Origin of the sequence: Burkholderia sp. BCC1638, assembly GCF_902833195.1 — a bacterium.
Classification (GTDB): domain Bacteria; phylum Pseudomonadota; class Gammaproteobacteria; order Burkholderiales; family Burkholderiaceae; genus Burkholderia; species Burkholderia diffusa.
This window is the reverse complement of record NZ_CADFEC010000036.1, coordinates 1-17,179: the sequence shown is the minus strand read 5'-3', so window position 1 is coordinate 17,179 and position 17,179 is coordinate 1. Positions and strand designations below refer to the sequence as shown.

Here is a 17,179-nt window from a genome sequence, read left to right as displayed (position 1 = left end):
CGCGATCAGTGATTGTTCTGCTGTTGCAACAATCCGTCGCCTTGAGCCCGCTTTTTCGCGATCATGCGGCCACGCACAATGGCGTCACTCGCGCTACCGAAGCGCAACCAAACCGGAGCCTGACATGACGACCATTCTGCAAATCAATTCCGCGGCGCGCTCGCAAGGTGCGCAATCCACGCTGCTGGCCAACGAACTGACGGCAAAGCTGCAACAATCGAACCCCGGCGCGACCGTCGTGGTTCGCGACCTGCTGGCCGACGCGCTGCCGCACCTCGACGAATCGGTGCTCGGCGCATTCTTCACGCCGGCCGACCAGCGCAGCGCGGAACAGAATGCGATCGTCGCGAAGAGCGATGCACTGATCGCCGAACTGCAGGCTGCCGACATCATCGTGATCGGCGCACCGATGTACAACTTCGGTGTCTCGTCGCAACTGAAGACGTATTTCGACTGGATCGCCCGCGCAGGCGTCACGTTCCGCTACACCGAGAACGGCCCGGAAGGCCTGATCAAGGGCAAGAAGGTTCACGTGGTGACGGCGCGCGGCGGCAAGTACCTGGGTACGCCGAACGACAGCCAGACGCCGTTCCTGCGCACGTTCCTCGGCTTCATCGGCTTGACCGACGTGAGCTTCATCCACGCGGAAGGCCTGAATCTCGGGCCGGATGCGCAAAGCGCCGCGCTTGCGGGCGCCCGTGAAGCGATCGCTGCCGCGTAAGGCCGATGCGGGTGCGTTGCACCCGCTGCGTCGCCAGATGAAAAAAACGCCGCGTCCCGAAAGGGGGCGCGGCGTTTTCACATGATGCAGGCGAAAGCGGGAAACTCGACGCGGAACGGCTACGCGAGCGTTTCGGCCACCTCCGGCAGGCGCCAGTCGATCGGCTCGCGACCCGCTTTGACCAGATAGTCGTTCGCGAGCGCGAAGTGGCGGCAACCGAGGAAGCCGCGGTGTGCGGACAGCGGCGACGGATGCGGCGCCTCGAGCACACAATGCGCGCTCGCATCGAATAGCGCGCGCTTCGCCTGCGCATGCGCGCCCCACAGCATGAACACGAGGCCGCGATGGCGGCTGGCGAGTTCGCGGATCAGCGTGTCCGTGCATTGCTCCCAGCCGCGCCTCGCGTGGCTCGCGGCCGCGCCGCGCTCGACCGTCAGCACGGTGTTGAGCAGCAGCACACCCTGGCGTGCCCAGGTATCGAGGCAGCCGTGACGCGGTGTGTCGTGGCCGAAATTCGCGGCGATTTCCTTGAAGATGTTGCGCAGCGACGGCGGCGTGCGCACGGCCGGCGGCACCGAGAACGCCAGGCCATGCGCCTGCGGCGTGCCGCGGTCGTCGCCGTGGTACGGATCCTGGCCGAGGATCACGATCTTCACGTCGTCCGGGCTCGTCAGGCGCAGCGCGCGGAACACGTCGGTCGGGTAGACGGTCTTGCCGGCCGCGCGTTCGTCGTCGACGAAGCGGCACAGCGGTGCATACGCGTCGCTGTCGGTGAAGGGTTTCAGCACGTCGCGCCAGACGGCCGGCAGCGCGTCGAACTGCGCGGCGAGGTGTGGGACGTGCGCGGCAGCGGGCTGCGGCGCCGCGGAAACCGGGGCGGTTGCCGCGACCTTCCTTGCGGGCTTGCGCCCGGCCGCGGCCGGCGCGGGCGCCGGGGCGGAAACATCGTCCTGCGCCGTTTCCGGCACGGGATCGTCGAACAGCGACGCCTGTTGCGGCGTGCGGAGAGTCTTGCGGGTTGCCATGCGTGATGCGGGTTTATTGCGCGCGCAGCCGGTAGCCGCGCTGCGCCTTGCTGATGTTTTCGGGGGCGAGGCCCGGCAGCGCTTGCTGCAGTTCGGCGGCGAGTGTCGCGAGCGCCGCTTCCGGGCCGTCGATCAATTCGAGTTCGATTTCGCTGATCGGTTCGCGGCGCGTATCGCTTTCCGCCTGGACGACGATCTCGCCGACGTCCACCGCGGCTTCGACGGTTGCGCCGCCGATTGCGATGCGCCACAGCGTACGCGAAAAATCCGTCCGGAACAGCGCGTGCAGCGCCGGCGCAGCGTCGCGCAGCGCGGTGGCAGCGTTCGGCACGTCGCACGCAGCGACGAGCGCGTCGATTTCGAGCGCATCGCCGGCGACGGGCAACTCCCATTCATGGCGGCGATGCAGGCCGGCTTCCGCGCTGCCGACCGTCTTGAACGTCTGCAGCCAGCCATGCGGCGTGCGGCGCACGCGCACCGCGCTCTTCGAACGGGCCAGCGCGAGATCGGGCGTGTCGTAGTAGACGTTCGCGAGCGCGATGACATCGCCGGCTTCGCCGGTCAGCGTCTCGAAAAAGCGCCGCGCCGCATCGGCCTCGCCGGCCGGCAGCGCGAGCTTGATTTCCTTTTCGATCGCCATCAGAAGAACATCCGCGCGAGTTCCTCGCCCGGCTGATCGGCGCGCATGAACGCCTCGCCGACGAGGAACGCATTCACGTTCGCCGCGCGCATCGTGTCGACGTCGGTGCGCGACAGGATGCCCGACTCGGTCACGACCATGCGGTCCGCCGGAATCATGTCGAGCATGTCGAGCGTGGTCTGGATCGTCGTCTCGAACGTGCGCAGGTTACGGTTGTTGATGCCGAGCAGCGGTGTCTTCAGCGTCAGCGCCTGTTCCATCTCGTCGCGGTCGTGAACTTCGACCAGCACCGCGAGGCCGAGCGAGTGCGCATACGCCTCGAGGTCCTGCATCAGCGGCGTGTCGAGTGCGGCGGCGATCAGCAGGATCGCGTCGGCGCCCATCGCGCGCGCTTCGAGGATCTGGTACGCATCGACGATGAAGTCCTTGCGCAGCACCGGCAGCGTGCAGGCCGCGCGCGCTTCCTCGAGATAGCGGACGCTGCCCTGGAAGAATTGCTCGTCGGTCAGCACCGACAGGCACGCGGCGCCGTGAGCCGCATACGAGCGCGCGATGTCGGCCGGCACGAAATGCTCGCGCAGCACGCCCTTCGACGGGCTCGCCTTCTTCACTTCGGCGATCACTGCCGCGTTGCCGGCCGCCTGCTTCGCGCGCAGTGCGCCGACGAAGTCGCGCAGGTCGCGCGTCGATGCGTCCAGTTTCAGTGCCTCGAGCGGCGTGCTGCGCATGGCCGCCGCGACTTCGTCGCGCTTGACGGCGATGATTCGGTCGAGAATGTCGCTCATGTGGGTTCCTGCTTGATTCGTAAAGGGAGTCAGCGCTTGAACTGCTGCGTGAAACGCACGAGTTCGTCGACTTTCGCGCGCGCCTTGCCGCTCGCGATCGCTTCGCGGGCGAGCTGGATGCCGTCCGCGATCGATTCGGCGATATTGGCCGCATAGAGCGCGGTGCCCGCGTTCAGCGTGACGATCTCGCGTGCGACGCCCGGCTGGTTGTCCAGTGCGCCGAGCAGCATCGTGCGCGATTCCTCGGCATTTTCCACCTTCAGCGTGCGGTTCGACACCATCTGCAGGCCGAAGTCTTCCGGATGGATCTCGTATTCGTGCACCTCGCCGTCGCGCAATTCGCCGACGAGCGTCGCGGCGCCGAGCGACACTTCATCCATCCCGTCCTTGCCGTACACGACCAGCACGTGCTGCGCACCGAGGCGCTGCATCACGCGCACCTGGATGCCGACCAGGTCGGGGTGGAACACGCCCATCAGCTGGTTCGGCGCGCCGGCCGGGTTGGTCAGCGGGCCGAGAATGTTGAAGATCGTCCGCACGCCAAGCTCGCGGCGCACGGCCGCGATGTTCTTCATCGCCGGATGATGGTTCGGCGCGAACATGAAGCCCATGCCGGTTTCGGCGATCGACGCGGCAACCTGGTCGGGCTGCAGGTCGATGTTCACGCCGAGCGCCTCGAGCACGTCGGCGCTGCCGGACTTGCTCGACACGCCGCGGTTGCCGTGCTTCGCAACCTTCGCGCCGGCCGCGGCCGTGATGAACATCGACGCGGTCGAGATGTTGAACGTGTGTGCGCCGTCGCCGCCCGTGCCGACGATGTCGACGAAGTTCGAGTTGTCCTGCACTTCGACGTGGTTCGCGAATTCGCGCATCACGGTCGCGGCGGCGGCGATCTCGCCGATCGTCTCCTTCTTCACGCGCAGCCCGGTGATGATCGCGGCCGCCATCACGGGCGACATGTCGCCGCGCATGATGAGCCGCATCAGGTGCAACATCTCGTCGTGGAAGATCTCGCGGTGTTCGATCGTACGTTGCAGCGCTTCCTGCGGGGTAATCGTCATCGTGTGTCTCCCGTCAGGCTGCCGGCGCGGTCGCGCGGGCCGTTGCGCGATTCTGCTTCAGGAAATTCTCGAGCAGCGCGTGGCCGTGCTCGGAGAGGATCGATTCCGGGTGGAACTGCACGCCTTCGATCGGCAGCGTCTTGTGACGCACGCCCATGATCTCGCCGTCGTCGGTCCACGCGGACACCTCGAGGCAGTCGGGCAGCGATTCGCGTTCGATCGCGAGCGAATGGTAGCGGGTGACGTCGAAATGCTTCGGCAGATCGGCGAACACGCCGCGGCAGTCGGTTTCGATCCGGCTCACCTTGCCGTGCATGATGGTCTTCGCGCGCACGACGCGGCCGCCGAAGGCTTCGCCGATCGCCTGATGGCCGAGGCAGACGCCGAGGATCGGTTTCTTGCCCGCGAATTCGCGCAGCACGTCGAGCGTGATGCCCGCGTGCTGCGGGTTGCTCGGGCCGGGCGACAGGCAGATGGTGTCGGGGTTCAGGCGCGCGATCTCGTCGAGCGTGATTTCGTCGTTGCGATACGTGCGCACGTCCTCGCCCAGTTCGCCGAAGTACTGGACCAGGTTGTAGGTGAACGAGTCGTAGTTGTCGATCATGAGCAGCATGGTCAGTCTCCGGTCAGAAGTCGCTATCGAGGCCGTCCTGGACCTGTTCGGCCGCACGCAGCACCGCGCGCGCCTTGTTTTCGGTCTCTTGCCATTCGGATTCGGGCACCGAGTCCGCGACGACGCCGGCCGCCGCTTGCACGTACAGGTTGCCGTTGTGGATCAGGCCCGTGCGGATCGCGATCGCGAGATCCATCTCGCCCGAGAACGACAGGTAGCCGACGGCGCCGCCGTACAGCCCGCGCTTGATCGGCTCGAGCTCGTCGATCAGTTCCATCGCGCGCACCTTTGGCGCGCCGGACAGCGTGCCGGCCGGGAACGTCGCGCGCAGCACGTCGTAGTTCGTCATGCCGGGCTTCAGCTTGCCTTCGACCGAGCTGACGATGTGCTGCACGTGCGAGTACTTCTCGATCACCATCTTGTCGGTCACCTGCACCGAGCCGATCTCCGCGATGCGGCCGACGTCGTTGCGCGCGAGGTCGATCAGCATCACGTGCTCGGCGATTTCCTTCGGATCGTTCAGCAGTTCGGTCGCGAGTTCCGCGTCGCGCTCGGGCGTGTTGCCGCGCGGACGCGTGCCGGCCAGCGGACGGATCGTGACGATCTGGTCGTCGCCGCGCTTCTCCTGGCGCACCAGGATTTCCGGCGACGCGCCGACCACGTGGAAATCGCCGAAGTTGTAGTAATACATGTACGGCGACGGATTCAGCGAACGCAGCGCGCGATACAGCGACAGCGGATTGTCGCGGTACGGCTTCGTCAGCCGCTGGCCGACCTGGATCTGCATCAGTTCGCCGGCCGCGATGTATTCCTTCGCCTGGCGCACGGCGGCCAGATAGTCTTCCTTCTTGAACTCGCGGAACGTCTCGGTGCGCACGCTCGCCGACGTCACCGGCGGCTGCACGGTCGTGCGCAGGCGCTGCTTCAGTTCGCGCAGGCGCTGCTTTGCTTTCGTATAAGCCTCGGGCTGGGCCGGATCCGCGTAGATGATCAGGTAGAGCTTGCCGGCGAGGTTGTCGATCACCGCGACTTCCTCGGTGAGCAGCAGCTGGATGTCGGGCAGGCCGAGATCGTCGCGCGGCGCGGTGTTCGCGAGCTTCTTCTCGATGTAGCGCACCGCGTCGTAGCCGAAATAGCCGGCGAGGCCGCCGCAGAAGCGCGGCAGGCCCGGGCGCTGCGCGACCTTGAAGCGCGCCTGGAACGACTCGATGAATTCGAACGGGTCGCCGTCGTGCGTCTCGACGACCTGGCCGTCGCGCACCACTTCGGACACGCCGTTGCGGGTGCGCACCAGCGTGCGAGCGGGCAGGCCGATGAACGAATAGCGGCCGAAGCGTTCGCCGCCGACCACCGACTCGAGCAGGAACGAGTTGGCGCCCGCGCGTTCAGGCTGGGCCAGCTTCAGGTAGAGGGACAGCGGCGTTTCGAGGTCGGCGAGCGCTTCCGCGATCAGCGGGATGCGGTTGTAGCCTTCGTTCGCCAGCGATTGGAATTCGAGTTCGGTCATGTTCCGGTCCTGTTCGGGACGAGCGGCGGAGTGCGCCAGGGATCACTTGACGCTGCGCGGGCTGCCGTCGGCGAAAGGGCGGTCGATCGAGAAGTGCCTGTTGCCGGCCGGCACTCCGGGCGTGAACGTCGCGAGCCTGCGGCCGATCCTGAACGCAAGCGTTCGGACGCGGTAGAACTCGAGGTGGTGCGACGATCGGCGCGCGGATGCGCAGCGAGATAAAAAACGGCGCTGAAGACGTGCCTCAGCGTACCTCATCGAAGAGGTTAGCGCGACCAGCGACGCCAGGGCCAGGCTCCCCGGTCGATGCTGCTCAGACTCCGTTTTTTATTCAGAAACATGCGGATGGAAGAAATAATCAGATGGTTGGCCGGCCGGCGTTGTGCGCGGTAATCGCGCGGGCCGCGACCAGCAACGAATCGACTATACCATCCGAATTTATCGTTTGTATAGCTTTGCCGTGGTTGTAGCCGTACGGCACCGTCAGCGTCGCCATCCCCGCCGCGCGGCCCGCCAGCGCGTCGTTTTCCGAGTCGCCGATCGCGACGGCCGCGTCCGGCGCGACGCCGAGCGCGTCGCATGCCGTCAGCATCGGCAGCGGATCGGGCTTCTTGCGCGCGACACTGTCACCGCCGAGCACGACGCCGAAGCGATCGATCAGCCCGTATTGCTCGAGCAGCTCGACCGCGAAGCGGTGCGGCTTGTTCGTCACGCACGCGAGCCGGATGCCGGCTGCGCGCAGCGCGTCGAGGCCGGTTGCGACGTCCGGATAGAGGCGCGTGTGGCGGCCGTTGATTTTCGCGTATTCGGTCTGGTAGATCGCGAGCGCGTCGTCGAAGCGCGCGTGCGCCTCGTCGGGCGCGAAGCGCGGCTTCAGCACGCTCTGGATCAGGTGCTCGGAGCCCTTGCCGACGTAGCCGATCACCTCGTCGCGCGACGTGGCCGGCGCACCGAGCTGCGCGAGCATCCCGTTCAGCCCGGCGGTGAAATCGTCGGCCGTGTCGACCATCGTGCCGTCGAGGTCGATCAGCGCCGCGTCGATGCGCGGCCTCGCGAAACGGATCGTGCCGTCGGCTACGGCCGGTGCCTGGCCGGCCAGCGAGGAAGCGGCCACGGCGTCAGCTCCGCTCGACGGTGGCGAGCGCGGCGCGCATCTCGTCGATCACCTTGCGGTAGTCGGGCTTGCCGAAGATCGCGGAACCCGCGACGAAGGTGTCCGCGCCGGCCGCCGCGATTTCCGCGATGTTGTCGGCCTTCACGCCGCCGTCCACCTCGAGCAGGATCTCGCGGCCGGTGCGTTCGGTGTATGCGTCGATGCGGGCGCGCGCTTCGCGCAGCTTGTTCAGCGTTTCCGGAATGAACGATTGGCCGCCGAAGCCCGGGTTCACCGACATCAGCAACACGAAGTCGAGGCGATCCATCACGTGATCGAGATAGTTCAGCGGCGTCGCCGGGTTGAACACGAGGCCGGCCTTGCAGCCGTGATCGCGGATCAGCGACAGCGTGCGGTCGATGTGGTCGGAGCCTTCCGGGTGGAAGCTGATCAGGTTCGCGCCGGCTTTCGCGAAATCGGGCACGATCCGGTCGACCGGGCGCACCATCAGATGCACGTCGATCGGCACCTGCACGTGCGGGCGGATCGCCTCGCAGACGAGCGGGCCGATCGTGAGGTTCGGCACATAATGGTTGTCCATCACGTCGAAGTGAATCCAGTCGGCGCCGGCGGCGACCACGTTGCGGACTTCTTCGCCGAGCCGTGCAAAGTCGGCCGACAGGATGCTGGGAGCGATGCGGAATTGAGTCATGACAGGGGAGCGGGGACGCTGCGGCGCAAAACCGCCATTCTACCGTCCGGCGACCCGGTGCGCGGCGACGGGCCGTGCGGTTGCGGCCCGATTCCGCATAGAATGCCGAACCAGTGCGGCGCGCCCGCGGCCCCGCCGCTCGAGTTGGCGCGGGCGGTTACCTACAGCGGAAACACCATGAGTCAGTATCAGTTCACCGTTTCGGTGAAAACCAGCTACTTGCCGGAACAATCCGACCCCGATCGACGTCAATATGCATTCGCGTACACGCTGACCATCCGCAATACCGGGCAGGTCGCGGCGCAGCTGATCGCGCGTCACTGGATCATTACGGACAGCGAAAACCACGTGCAGGAAGTGAAGGGGCTCGGCGTCGTCGGGCACCAGCCGCTGCTGCAGCCGGGTGAACAGTTCGAATACACGAGCTGGGCCGTGATCGCGACGCCGGTCGGCACGATGCGTGGCGCGTACTTCTGCGTGGCGGAGGACGGCGAGCGGTTCGACGCGCCGGTCGACGAGTTCGCGCTGCACATGCCGCGCACGCTGCATTGAGCGTGCGCGGCCGGTCAGCGCGGCTGGCGGTCGTTGCCGCGGGCGTGCTTCTTCCTGCCCGACGACGTCCACACGACGATGAAGATCAGCAGGGCAAGCGCTACGAAAGCCTCGAGCGCGAAGATGAGCATCGGATATTGGTCGAGAAAATCTGACATGGCGGTTTCCATCAAGAACGAACATTGTATGTGGTTTGGGCCCCGGGCGGCCGGCTGGGTTGCGGCGGTCGCGACGGCAGCGCTGCTTGCCGCATGCGGCGGCGCGCCGACGCGGACGTCGGCGCTCAAGCCGCCGACCGGCGCGGCGATCGTGCCGGGACAGGTTGCCGCGAAGCGGCTCACGCCGGTGGCGTGGCAGCAGGTGCCGGGGTGGCAGGACGATTCGCTGATCGGCGCGACGGCCGCGCTGCGGCAGAACTGCGCGCGGCTCGCGCGCCAGCCGGCATGGCAGCGCGCCTGCGCGGCTGCCGATCGCCTCGACGAGCTCGACGTCGGCAGCGCGCGTGCATTCTTCGAAACGTATTTCACGCCGTTTCAGCTGGCGAACACCGACGGCACGCTCGACGGGCTCGTGACCGGCTATTACGAGCCGCTGCTGCACGGCTCCCGCGTGCGTCGTGGCCCTTACCAGTACGCGCTCTACCGCTGGCCGGCCGGCTATCGCGCCGGTGCCGCGCTGCCCGCTCGCGCGCAGCTCGAGCGGGCAGGCATCCTGAACGGCAACGAACTCGTGTGGGTCGACGATCCGATCGAGGCGTTCTTCCTGCAGGTGCAGGGTTCAGGGCGCGTGCTGCTCGACGATGGTTCGGTGATGCGGGTCGGCTTCGGCGGCACCAATAACCAGCCGTATCGCTCGATCGGCAAGTGGCTGCTCGATCGCGGCGAGCTGACGCCCGCACAGGCGACGATGCAGGGCATCAAGGCGTGGGCGAAGGCGAACCCGACTCGCGTGGACGCGTTGCTCGACACGAATCCGCGATTCGTGTTCTTCCGCGACATGCCGACCAAGGAAGATGCACCGCACGGCGGCGCGGACGGCCCGATCGGCGCACTTGGCGTGCCGCTCACGGCGGAGCGTTCGATCGCGGTCGATCCGTCGTCGATCCCGCTCGGCACGCCGGTATTCCTGCAGACCACGCGTCCGCTGACGAATACGCCGATGAACCGGCTCGTGTTCGCACAGGACACGGGTTCCGCGATCAAGGGCGGCGTGCGGGCCGACTATTTCTGGGGGCTGGGCGACGACGCCGGCGACCAGGCCGGACGGATGAAGCAGATCGGCCGGATGTGGCTGCTGTTCCCGAATTCGTGATGGGCGGTGGCGCCGGCGTATGCGTGTAGCCGGGCATCGAAGTGAAACAGCCCGATCGGCGTTGGCCGGTCGGGCTGTTTTTTTGCTTCGCGATTGCTGTTGCGGGCGGCGGTCGGGTAGCGGGGGGATGGGCGCGTATCAGCCCTTGCGCTTGTCGATCACGCGGCGTGCCTTGCCGACCGAACGCTCGATCCCGTTCACGGGCAGCACGTTGATCACGGCGGTCACGCCGATCAGCGACTTGATGTCGTGCGCGAGCGCTTGTCTCGCCGCATGGATTGCCGCCGTGTCGGGGGCAGTGTCGGGGCACGGCTCGACGTTGAGCGTCAGCACGTCGAGCGGACCTTCCTTCGTCAGCACGATCTGATAGTGCGGCGCGAGCGCACGCTGTTTCAGCAGTTGCTCTTCGATTTGCGTCGGGAAGACGTTGACGCCCCGCACGATCATCATGTCGTCCGAGCGCCCGGTGATCTTTTCCATCCGGCGCATCGTGCGTGCGGTGCCGGGCAGCAGACGCGTGAGGTCGCGCGTCCGGTAGCGGATGATCGGCAGGGCTTCCTTCGTCAGCGACGTGAAGACCAGCTCGCCGAGTTCGCCGTCCGGCAACACTTCGCCGGTGTCGGGGTCGATGATTTCCGGATAGAAGTAGTCTTCCCAGATGGTCGGGCCGTCCTTCGTCTCGACGCATTCCGATGCGACGCCGGGGCCCATCACTTCGGACAGCCCATAGATGTCGACCGCGTCGATGCCCATCCGCTGCTCGATGGCCACGCGCATGTCGTTGGTCCACGGCTCAGCGCCGAAGATGCCGATGCGCAGCGAGCTTTGTGCGGGATCGAGGCCCTGGCGCTCGATCTCGTCGGCGATCGACAGCATGTAGCTCGGCGTCACCATGATGATGTCGGGCCGGAAATCATGGATCAGCTGCACCTGCTTTTCGGTCTGGCCGCCGCCGAACGGGATCACGGTCAGCCCTGCGCGTTCGGCGCCGTAGTGTGCGCCGAGCCCGCCGGTGAACAGGCCGTATCCATAACTGACGTGAACCTTGTCGCCACGCCGCGCACCGGCCGCGCGGATCGAGCGCGCGACGAGATTGGCCCACGTGTCGATGTCGCGCGCCGTATAGCCAACGACGGTCGGCTTGCCGGTCGTGCCCGACGACGCGTGAATGCGCGAGATCTGGTCCTGTGGCACCGCGAACATGCCGAACGGGTAGCTGTCGCGCAGGTCGCTCTTGGTCGTGAACGGGAAGCGCGACAGATCCGCGAGCGTCTTCAGGTCGTCGGGATGCACGCCCGCTTCGTCGAATTTGCGACGATAGACGGGAGAGTGGTCATACGCATGCCGGAGCGACCATTTCAGGCGTTCGAGCTGCAGTGCGGTCAGCTCGTCGCGTGAGGCCGTCTCGATCGGCTCGAGCGGTAGCGGGGTAGTCATACCTGTCTCCAGTGATTGTTATGAGCGAGCCGTGGACGTCAATGCTCTTCCGGCAGCACCGTGCCCTTGATCTGGGCCGATTTGCCCCGAAACATCGCGACCGTTTCGCCTGTCTGGTTCGTGACGCGGACGTCGTAGATGCCGTGCCGGCCGCTGCGCGTCTGCTCGATCGCTTCGGCCGTCAGCAGGTCGTGGCCGTGTACGGGACGCAGGTATTCGATCGAGCAGCCAGCCGCAACGGTATTCAGGTTGTACGAGTTGCACGCGAACGCGAACGTCGAATCGGCGAGCGTGAAGATGATGCCGCCGTGGCAGGTCTGATGTCCGTTCAGGAATTCCGGCCGTACGCGCATCTGCAGGCGTGCGTAGCCGGCCCGCACTTCGGCGATTTCCATGCCGAACGCGCGGCTGCAGGCGTCTGCGTCGTACATGGCCCGCGCCGTCGCGCGGGCGAGCGCGTCGGGGGCGAGCGTGTCGTTGGCGGTGGTCATGTCAACGCCCCTCGAAGCGCGGGGCACGCTTCTCGATGAACGCCTTCACGCCTTCCGCGTAGTCGTATGACTGGCCGAGCTTGCGCTGCAGGTCGCGTTCGAGGTCGAGCTGCTGGTCGAGCGTATTCGTGACGCTGTCGCGCATCGATTGCTTGATCGACGCGATCGCGAGCGCCGGTTGCTGCGCGAGCTGATTGGCGAGCTGACGGACCGACGCGGCGAGCGCATCGTCGTCGACCGCACGCCAGATCAAGCCCCATTGTTCGGCCTGTTCGGCGCCGAGCTTGTCGCCGGTCAAGGCGAGCCCCAGCGCGCGTGCCATGCCGACGCGTTGCGGCAGGAACCATGTTCCGCCTGAATCGGGCACGAGCCCGATCTTGACGAAGGCCTGGATGAAGCTGCTCGAGCGTGCTGCGAAGACGATGTCGCAGGCGAGCGCGAGATTCGCACCGGCGCCGGCCGCCGTGCCGTTGACGGCGGCGATCACCGGAACCGGCATGCGTTGCAGGCGACGAATCAGCGGATTGAAATGCTCGTCGATCAGCGTGCCGAGGTCGGTGGACGCGCCAGGCGTGAAATCGAGGTCGGCCAGGTCCTGGCCTGCGCAAAAGCCGCGCCCCGCACCCGTCAGGATCAGCGCTCGTGCGCCGGCCGTTTCGACTTCATCGAGCGCAGACTGCAGTTCGCGGTGCATCGCACGCGTGAAGCTGTTCAGCTTGTCCGGGCGGTTGAGGGTGATCGTGGCCACGCGGGCAGTCTGATCGATATCGAGCTGGATTGCCTCATATGACATGCAGTGTCTCCTTCATGACTTCGTTATAGGCGCGCGGCGCGCCGGTTACACGCGCTCGATGGCGATCGCGATGCCCTGGCCGACGCCGATGCACATCGTACAGAGCGCAAACCGGCCGCCCGTACGCTCGAGTTGGTGAAGCGCCGTGGTCACGAGCCGAGCGCCCGATGCGCCGAGCGGGTGGCCGAGCGCGATCGCACCGCCGTTCGGGTTCACGCGCGGATCGTCGTCGGCGACGCCGAGCATGCGCAACACCGCGAGACCTTGCGAGGCGAACGCTTCGTTCAGCTCGATCACGTCGAACTGGTCGATCGTCATGCCGAGCTGGCGCAACAGTTTCTGCGTGGCCGGCGCCGGGCCGATCCCCATCACGCGCGGTTCGACGCCGGCGGTTGCCATGCCGACGACGCGTGCGCGGCGGCGCAGCCCATATTGATCGGCAGCTTCCGCGTTGGCGAGCAGCAGTGCGCATGCGCCGTCGTTGACACCCGACGCGTTGCCGGCCGTCACCGAGCCGTCCGGCCGCACGACGCCCTTCAGCTTCGCGAGCGCTTCGAGAGACGTTTCGCGCGGATGTTCGTCGCGCGATACGACGAGCGCGTCGCCTTTCTTCTGCGGAATCGTCACCGGGACGATTTCATCGGCGAGCGTGCCGTCTTGCTGCGCACGTGCGGCCTTTTGCTGGCTGCGCAGCGCGAACAGGTCCTGGTCGGCACGGCTGATGTCGTAGTCGATCGCGACGTTCTCGGCCGTCTCCGGCATCGAATCGACGCCGTATTGCTGTTTCATCAGCGGATTGACGAAACGCCAGCCGATCGTCGTGTCGTAGATGTCGGCCTGGCGCGCGAACGCGCTGGCGGCTTTGCCCATCACGAAGGGCGCGCGCGTCATGCTTTCGACACCGCCCGCGATCATCAAGCGCGCCTCGCCCGCCTTGATCGCGCGCGCGGCGGTGCCGACGGCGTCCATGCCCGAGCCGCACAGCCGGTTCAGCGTCGTACCCGGCACGGCGGTCGGCAGGCCCGCGAGCAGCGCGGACATGCGCGCGACGTTGCGGTTGTCCTCGCCGGCCTGGTTTGCGCAGCCGTAGATGACGTCGTCGATCGCCGACCAGTCGACGTTGCGGTTGCGTTCGATGAGCGCCTTGAGCGGCACCGCGCCGAGATCGTCGGCACGAACGTCTTTCAGGGCGCCGCCGTAGCGGCCGATGGGGGTGCGAATCGCGTCGCAGATGTAGGCGTCGGTCATGGGGATGTCGATGTGCAACGAACCCGCCGGTTGGCGGATTCGTTCATGGTAGAGAACGTGACGGCGTTTGCACGTCGGCCATTCGGGTTATGCCGTCTGGCCGGCTTCCGCAGGTACTGCCTTCGGCGCAACATGGACGCGGCTTTGCACCACACGGAACCGGTTGGCGACGAACGCCGGATCGGCGAGCGCCGCGTTGGCGGCCGGGTTCGCGCCGGTGCCGTGGAAGTCGGAGAATGCGGCCGACTGGTTGACGAACACGCCGCCCGTCAGGTTGATCGACAGCGCGACACCGCCACGCACCGCTGCATCGTGCGCAGCGTCGAGGACCTTGTCGTCGGTGCTGTAGACGGAGAGCGTCAGCGCACCATGTTCCGCGGCGATTTCGCCGGCGAGATCGAGCGACTGCGCGGTCGAGTCGGTCGCGATCACGAACGAGATCGGGCCGAACCACTCCTGCGTGAATTTTGTGCGGTCGGCCACGTCGAGCTGCAGCACGAGCGGCGTACGCACGCGAGCATCGGCGAACGTCGGATGCTGGAGCGTCTGGCTGTCGGCGAGCACACGGCCGAGCTTGCGGGCGTCGTCGATGCGCGCGGCCACGCCGTCGTTCTGGATCGCGCCGATCAGTTCGACCGAGCGAGCCGGGTCGCCGGTCAGTTTCTGCACGGAGACGGCGATCGCCTGGGCGACTTCATCGAAGCTTGCATGGCCGTCCGCCGTCCGGATGCCGTCGCGCGACACGTAGATATTCTGCGGTGCCGTGCACATCTGGCCGGAGTACAGCGCCAGCGAGAACGCGATGTTTTTGGCCGCGGCTTTCAGGTCGTCGGTCGAGTCGATCACGATCTGGTTGACACCGGCCTTCTCGGTATACACCTGTGCCTGATGGGCATGGCGTTCGAGCCACGTGCCGTTTTGCGTGCTGCCCGTGAAGTCGATCAGCTTGATTTCAGGACGCAATGCGAGGTCTTGCACGAGGGCGCCGTCGTTCGGCTCGGTCGCGAGGAGCGTAACGACGTTCGGATCGAAGCCGGCTTCGCGCAGCACGTCGCGGGCGACGCGGACCGTGATCGCGAGCGGCAGGATCGCGCCCGGATGAGGTTTGACGATCACCGTGTTGCCGGTCGCCAGGTCGGCGAACAGACCGGGGTAGCCGTTCCAGGTCGGGAACGTGCAGCAGCCGAGGACGAGGCCGGTGCCGCGCGGGACGATCGTATAGCGCTTGTGCATCGCGAGCGGCGGGTTCTTGCCTTGCGGCTTCTCCCAGTGTGCATCTGCGGGGATGCGGCGCAACTCGTCCCAAGCGTAGGCGACCGCTTCGAGCGCACGATCCTGCGCGTGCGGGCCACCGGCCTGGAACGCCATCATGAACGCCTGGCCCGTCGTGTGCATCACGCTGTAGGCAATCTCGAAGCTTGCGCGATTCAGCCGTGCGAGGATTTCGAGACTGACGCCGATCCAGGCGCTCGGGCCGGCTTCGCGCCATGCACGCTGGGCATTAGCGGCCGCGGCAATCAGCTCGTCGGGTGTTGATTTCGGATAGCGGATGCCCAGCGCGATCCCGTACGGCGACTGCTCCGCGCCGATGGTTCCAGCGGACGCCGGCTGGTCGAGCACGAACGTGTTGCCGAGGTGTGCCTTGAACGCCGCTTCGCCATCGGCGTTGGCGCTTTCCCCGTACACTTTGGGACTCGGCATTTCCGCGAACGGGCTCCAGTACCCGCGGCTCTCGATGGCGGCGAGGGCGTGTTTCAGCGTGTCTTCGTGCTTCGTGAACAGTGCATGGGTCATGACGGCGGCCTGATGGACGTAGGGAAGGGTTGGATCGATTAATTAACCGACCGGTTGGTCGGAGAATGGTAGCATCAAACTATTCGCATGTGCGAGGCGTTTCTCATTTCATTGATCGAGGAGAAATAGATGTCTTACGAGAACATCCTGGTGGAGACCCGGGGGCGAGTCGGGCTGATCACGCTGAACCGTCCGAAGGCGCTGAATGCGCTGAACGATGCGCTGATGGATGAATTGGGCGCTGCGCTGAAAGCGTTCGACGCCGACGACGCGATCGGCGCGATCGTCGTGACGGGGAGTGAAAAGGCGTTCGCGGCCGGGGCCGACATCGGCATGATGGCGACCTATTCCTATATGGATGTTTATCGCGGCGACTACATCACCCGTAACTGGGAGACCGTCCGCGAGATCCGCAAGCCGATCATTGCTGCCGTGGCGGGCTTTGCGCTTGGCGGCGGTTGCGAGCTCGCGATGATGTGCGACATCATCTTCGCAGCGGATACGGCCAAGTTCGGCCAGCCCGAGATCAAGCTGGGCGTGATGCCGGGCGCAGGCGGCACGCAGCGTCTGCCGCGCGCGGTGTCCAAGGCGAAGGCGATGGACATGTGCCTGACGGCGCGCTTCATGGACGCGGCCGAGGCGGAACGGGCAGGGCTCGTATCGCGCGTGCTGCCGGCCGACAAACTGCTCGACGAAGCAATTGCCGCAGCGACGACGATTGCCGAGTTTTCACTGCCGGCTGTCATGATGGTCAAGGAGTCGGTGAATCGCGCGTACGAGACGACGCTGGCCGAAGGTGTCCACTTCGAGCGTCGACTGTTCCATTCGCTGTTCGCGACCGAAGATCAGAAGGAAGGGATGGCGGCATTCGTCGAGAAGCGGAAGCCGGTATTCAAGAACCGCTGATTTGGCGGTGGCTAGGTGGTGCTGGTGAGCGACGGGTGTCGGTCGCCAGCGTGATCGTCCGGTGCGGTGAACCCGAAGCCCCCGTGCGCGGTAGCGCACGGGGGCTTTTTCAAAATATTTTCGCAAAGGGGTTGCGGAGACCGGGGCGGGTGCTTAGAATCACGCCTCTTTCGCGCTAACGGAAACGCGGCGCGGGAGGAGAAGGGAAGCGGTGCGGACGAGGGCAGGTTGTAGAACCTCAGCGCACACGAAGTTGAACCCCAGTCGTCGCAACGAAGTAGTTCAGAAAGTTGTTGACGAGCTGAAAAAGACGGTTCATAATCTCGCTTCTCTGCTGCTGAAAACGCAGCGCTGCTGAGAAGCTTCAGGTTTCTCGCAGAAATGCTCTTTAAAAATTAACAGCCGATAAGTGTGGGCGCTTGATGGCCGCGAGCTGATCTTCGGATCAGAAAGCGAAAGTATCAAGAGTCTCACACTAAAGTAAGTCAGG

General features: G+C 65.9%; 18 protein-coding genes. 4 read left to right on the top strand and 14 right to left on the bottom strand.

Going from position 1 to position 17,179, the window contains the following annotated elements:
- Positions 1-124 precede the first annotated feature (124 nt).
- Positions 125-721 (top strand): NAD(P)H-dependent oxidoreductase, encoded by a 597-nt coding sequence (locus HWX22_RS27865; protein WP_175908378.1) that lies wholly within the window; start codon positions 125-127, stop codon positions 719-721.
- 119 nt (positions 722-840) lie between these two features.
- Here the strand turns inward: HWX22_RS27865 and HWX22_RS27860 are convergent, their stop codons facing one another.
- The 8 genes from HWX22_RS27860 to rpe form a co-directional block, all read right to left on the bottom strand.
- Positions 841-1,746, bottom strand: a complete 906-nt coding sequence (locus HWX22_RS27860) for a uracil-DNA glycosylase (protein WP_175908377.1) — start codon at positions 1,744-1,746, stop codon at positions 841-843.
- Positions 1,747-1,759: 13 nt separating this feature from the next.
- Entirely contained in the window at positions 1,760-2,386 is a 627-nt protein-coding gene (locus tag HWX22_RS27855; RefSeq protein WP_175908376.1) for a CYTH domain-containing protein, read from the bottom strand.
- On the bottom strand, positions 2,386-3,171 hold the full coding sequence (trpC, locus tag HWX22_RS27850; RefSeq protein WP_059532701.1) for an indole-3-glycerol phosphate synthase TrpC: 786 nt from the start codon (positions 3,169-3,171) through the stop codon (positions 2,386-2,388). The genes HWX22_RS27855 and trpC overlap by 1 nt, the downstream gene beginning before the upstream one ends.
- 29 nt (positions 3,172-3,200) lie before the next feature.
- Positions 3,201-4,232, bottom strand: coding sequence for an anthranilate phosphoribosyltransferase (gene trpD, locus HWX22_RS27845; RefSeq protein ID WP_059702638.1), 1,032 nt, complete (start codon positions 4,230-4,232; stop codon positions 3,201-3,203).
- A 13-nt stretch (positions 4,233-4,245) separates the two neighbouring features.
- Entirely contained in the window at positions 4,246-4,845 is a 600-nt protein-coding gene (locus HWX22_RS27840) for an aminodeoxychorismate/anthranilate synthase component II (protein WP_059532695.1), read from the bottom strand.
- Positions 4,846-4,858: 13 nt separating this feature from the next.
- Positions 4,859-6,352 (bottom strand): anthranilate synthase component I, encoded by a 1,494-nt coding sequence (trpE, locus tag HWX22_RS27835; RefSeq protein ID WP_059532692.1) that lies wholly within the window; start codon positions 6,350-6,352, stop codon positions 4,859-4,861.
- A 358-nt stretch (positions 6,353-6,710) separates the two neighbouring features.
- Positions 6,711-7,466: a phosphoglycolate phosphatase gene (locus HWX22_RS27830; protein WP_175916821.1), complete on the bottom strand. Its 756-nt coding sequence runs from the start codon at positions 7,464-7,466 to the stop codon at positions 6,711-6,713.
- Between the two features lie 4 nt (positions 7,467-7,470).
- A complete protein-coding gene (rpe, locus tag HWX22_RS27825) occupies positions 7,471-8,157 on the bottom strand; it encodes a ribulose-phosphate 3-epimerase (RefSeq protein WP_006482066.1) in 687 nt (228 codons plus the stop codon).
- 177 nt (positions 8,158-8,334) lie between these two features.
- Between rpe and apaG the strand changes: the two genes are divergently transcribed.
- On the top strand, positions 8,335-8,709 hold the full coding sequence (gene apaG / locus HWX22_RS27820) for a Co2+/Mg2+ efflux protein ApaG (RefSeq protein ID WP_057924835.1): 375 nt from the start codon (positions 8,335-8,337) through the stop codon (positions 8,707-8,709).
- Positions 8,710-8,723: 14 nt separating this feature from the next.
- On the opposite strand, the gene HWX22_RS32090 is transcribed toward apaG, so the two are convergent.
- Positions 8,724-8,867 carry a hypothetical protein gene (locus HWX22_RS32090; protein WP_006758475.1) on the bottom strand — a complete coding sequence of 48 codons (144 nt, stop codon included), beginning with the start codon at positions 8,865-8,867 and terminating at the stop codon, positions 8,724-8,726.
- 28 nt (positions 8,868-8,895) lie between these two features.
- On the opposite strand from HWX22_RS32090, the gene HWX22_RS27815 reads away from it, so the two are divergent.
- Complete coding sequence (locus tag HWX22_RS27815) at positions 8,896-10,020, top strand: MltA domain-containing protein (protein WP_244135304.1); 1,125 nt, start codon at positions 8,896-8,898, stop codon at positions 10,018-10,020.
- Between the two features lie 138 nt (positions 10,021-10,158).
- Here the strand turns inward: HWX22_RS27815 and paaK are convergent, their stop codons facing one another.
- The 5 genes from paaK to paaN form a co-directional block, all read right to left on the bottom strand.
- Positions 10,159-11,457: a phenylacetate--CoA ligase PaaK gene (gene paaK, locus HWX22_RS27810; protein ID WP_175908373.1), complete on the bottom strand. Its 1,299-nt coding sequence runs from the start codon at positions 11,455-11,457 to the stop codon at positions 10,159-10,161.
- A 38-nt stretch (positions 11,458-11,495) separates the two neighbouring features.
- Positions 11,496-11,948, bottom strand: coding sequence for a hydroxyphenylacetyl-CoA thioesterase PaaI (gene paaI, locus HWX22_RS27805; protein ID WP_175908372.1), 453 nt, complete (start codon positions 11,946-11,948; stop codon positions 11,496-11,498).
- Position 11,949: 1 nt separating this feature from the next.
- Entirely contained in the window at positions 11,950-12,741 is a 792-nt protein-coding gene (gene paaG / locus HWX22_RS27800) for a 2-(1,2-epoxy-1,2-dihydrophenyl)acetyl-CoA isomerase PaaG (protein ID WP_175908371.1), read from the bottom strand.
- A 45-nt stretch (positions 12,742-12,786) separates the two neighbouring features.
- A complete protein-coding gene (pcaF, locus tag HWX22_RS27795; RefSeq protein ID WP_175908370.1) occupies positions 12,787-13,989 on the bottom strand; it encodes a 3-oxoadipyl-CoA thiolase in 1,203 nt (400 codons plus the stop codon).
- 87 nt (positions 13,990-14,076) lie between these two features.
- On the bottom strand, positions 14,077-15,783 hold the full coding sequence (paaN, locus tag HWX22_RS27790) for a phenylacetic acid degradation protein PaaN (protein WP_175908369.1): 1,707 nt from the start codon (positions 15,781-15,783) through the stop codon (positions 14,077-14,079).
- Positions 15,784-15,912: 129 nt separating this feature from the next.
- Between paaN and HWX22_RS27785 the strand changes: the two genes are divergently transcribed.
- The gene (locus tag HWX22_RS27785) at positions 15,913-16,689 is read left to right on the top strand and encodes an enoyl-CoA hydratase (RefSeq protein WP_059532675.1); all 777 of its coding nucleotides are present in this window, start codon (positions 15,913-15,915) and stop codon (positions 16,687-16,689) included.
- Positions 16,690-17,179 lie beyond the last annotated feature (490 nt).

Bases quoted from the DNA above. Each gene is read 5' to 3' on its own strand.
- HWX22_RS27865 (WP_175908378.1), top strand. From the start codon at position 125: ATGACGACCATTCTGCAAATCAATTCCGCGGCGCGCTCGCAAGGTGCG.
- HWX22_RS27860 (WP_175908377.1), bottom strand. From the start codon at position 1,746: ATGGCAACCCGCAAGACTCTCCGCACGCCGCAACAGGCGTCGCTGTTC.
- HWX22_RS27855 (WP_175908376.1), bottom strand. From the start codon at position 2,386: ATGGCGATCGAAAAGGAAATCAAGCTCGCGCTGCCGGCCGGCGAGGCC.
- trpC (WP_059532701.1), bottom strand. From the start codon at position 3,171: ATGAGCGACATTCTCGACCGAATCATCGCCGTCAAGCGCGACGAAGTC.
- trpD (WP_059702638.1), bottom strand. From the start codon at position 4,232: ATGACGATTACCCCGCAGGAAGCGCTGCAACGTACGATCGAACACCGC.
- HWX22_RS27840 (WP_059532695.1), bottom strand. From the start codon at position 4,845: ATGCTGCTCATGATCGACAACTACGACTCGTTCACCTACAACCTGGTC.
- trpE (WP_059532692.1), bottom strand. From the start codon at position 6,352: ATGACCGAACTCGAATTCCAATCGCTGGCGAACGAAGGCTACAACCGC.
- rpe (WP_006482066.1), bottom strand. From the start codon at position 8,157: ATGACTCAATTCCGCATCGCTCCCAGCATCCTGTCGGCCGACTTTGCA.
- apaG (WP_057924835.1), top strand. From the start codon at position 8,335: ATGAGTCAGTATCAGTTCACCGTTTCGGTGAAAACCAGCTACTTGCCG.
- HWX22_RS32090 (WP_006758475.1), bottom strand. From the start codon at position 8,867: ATGTCAGATTTTCTCGACCAATATCCGATGCTCATCTTCGCGCTCGAG.
- HWX22_RS27815 (WP_244135304.1), top strand. From the start codon at position 8,896: ATGTGGTTTGGGCCCCGGGCGGCCGGCTGGGTTGCGGCGGTCGCGACG.
- paaK (WP_175908373.1), bottom strand. From the start codon at position 11,457: ATGACTACCCCGCTACCGCTCGAGCCGATCGAGACGGCCTCACGCGAC.
- paaI (WP_175908372.1), bottom strand. From the start codon at position 11,948: ATGACCACCGCCAACGACACGCTCGCCCCCGACGCGCTCGCCCGCGCG.
- paaG (WP_175908371.1), bottom strand. From the start codon at position 12,741: ATGTCATATGAGGCAATCCAGCTCGATATCGATCAGACTGCCCGCGTG.
- pcaF (WP_175908370.1), bottom strand. From the start codon at position 13,989: ATGACCGACGCCTACATCTGCGACGCGATTCGCACCCCCATCGGCCGC.
- paaN (WP_175908369.1), bottom strand. From the start codon at position 15,783: ATGACCCATGCACTGTTCACGAAGCACGAAGACACGCTGAAACACGCC.
- HWX22_RS27785 (WP_059532675.1), top strand. From the start codon at position 15,913: ATGTCTTACGAGAACATCCTGGTGGAGACCCGGGGGCGAGTCGGGCTG.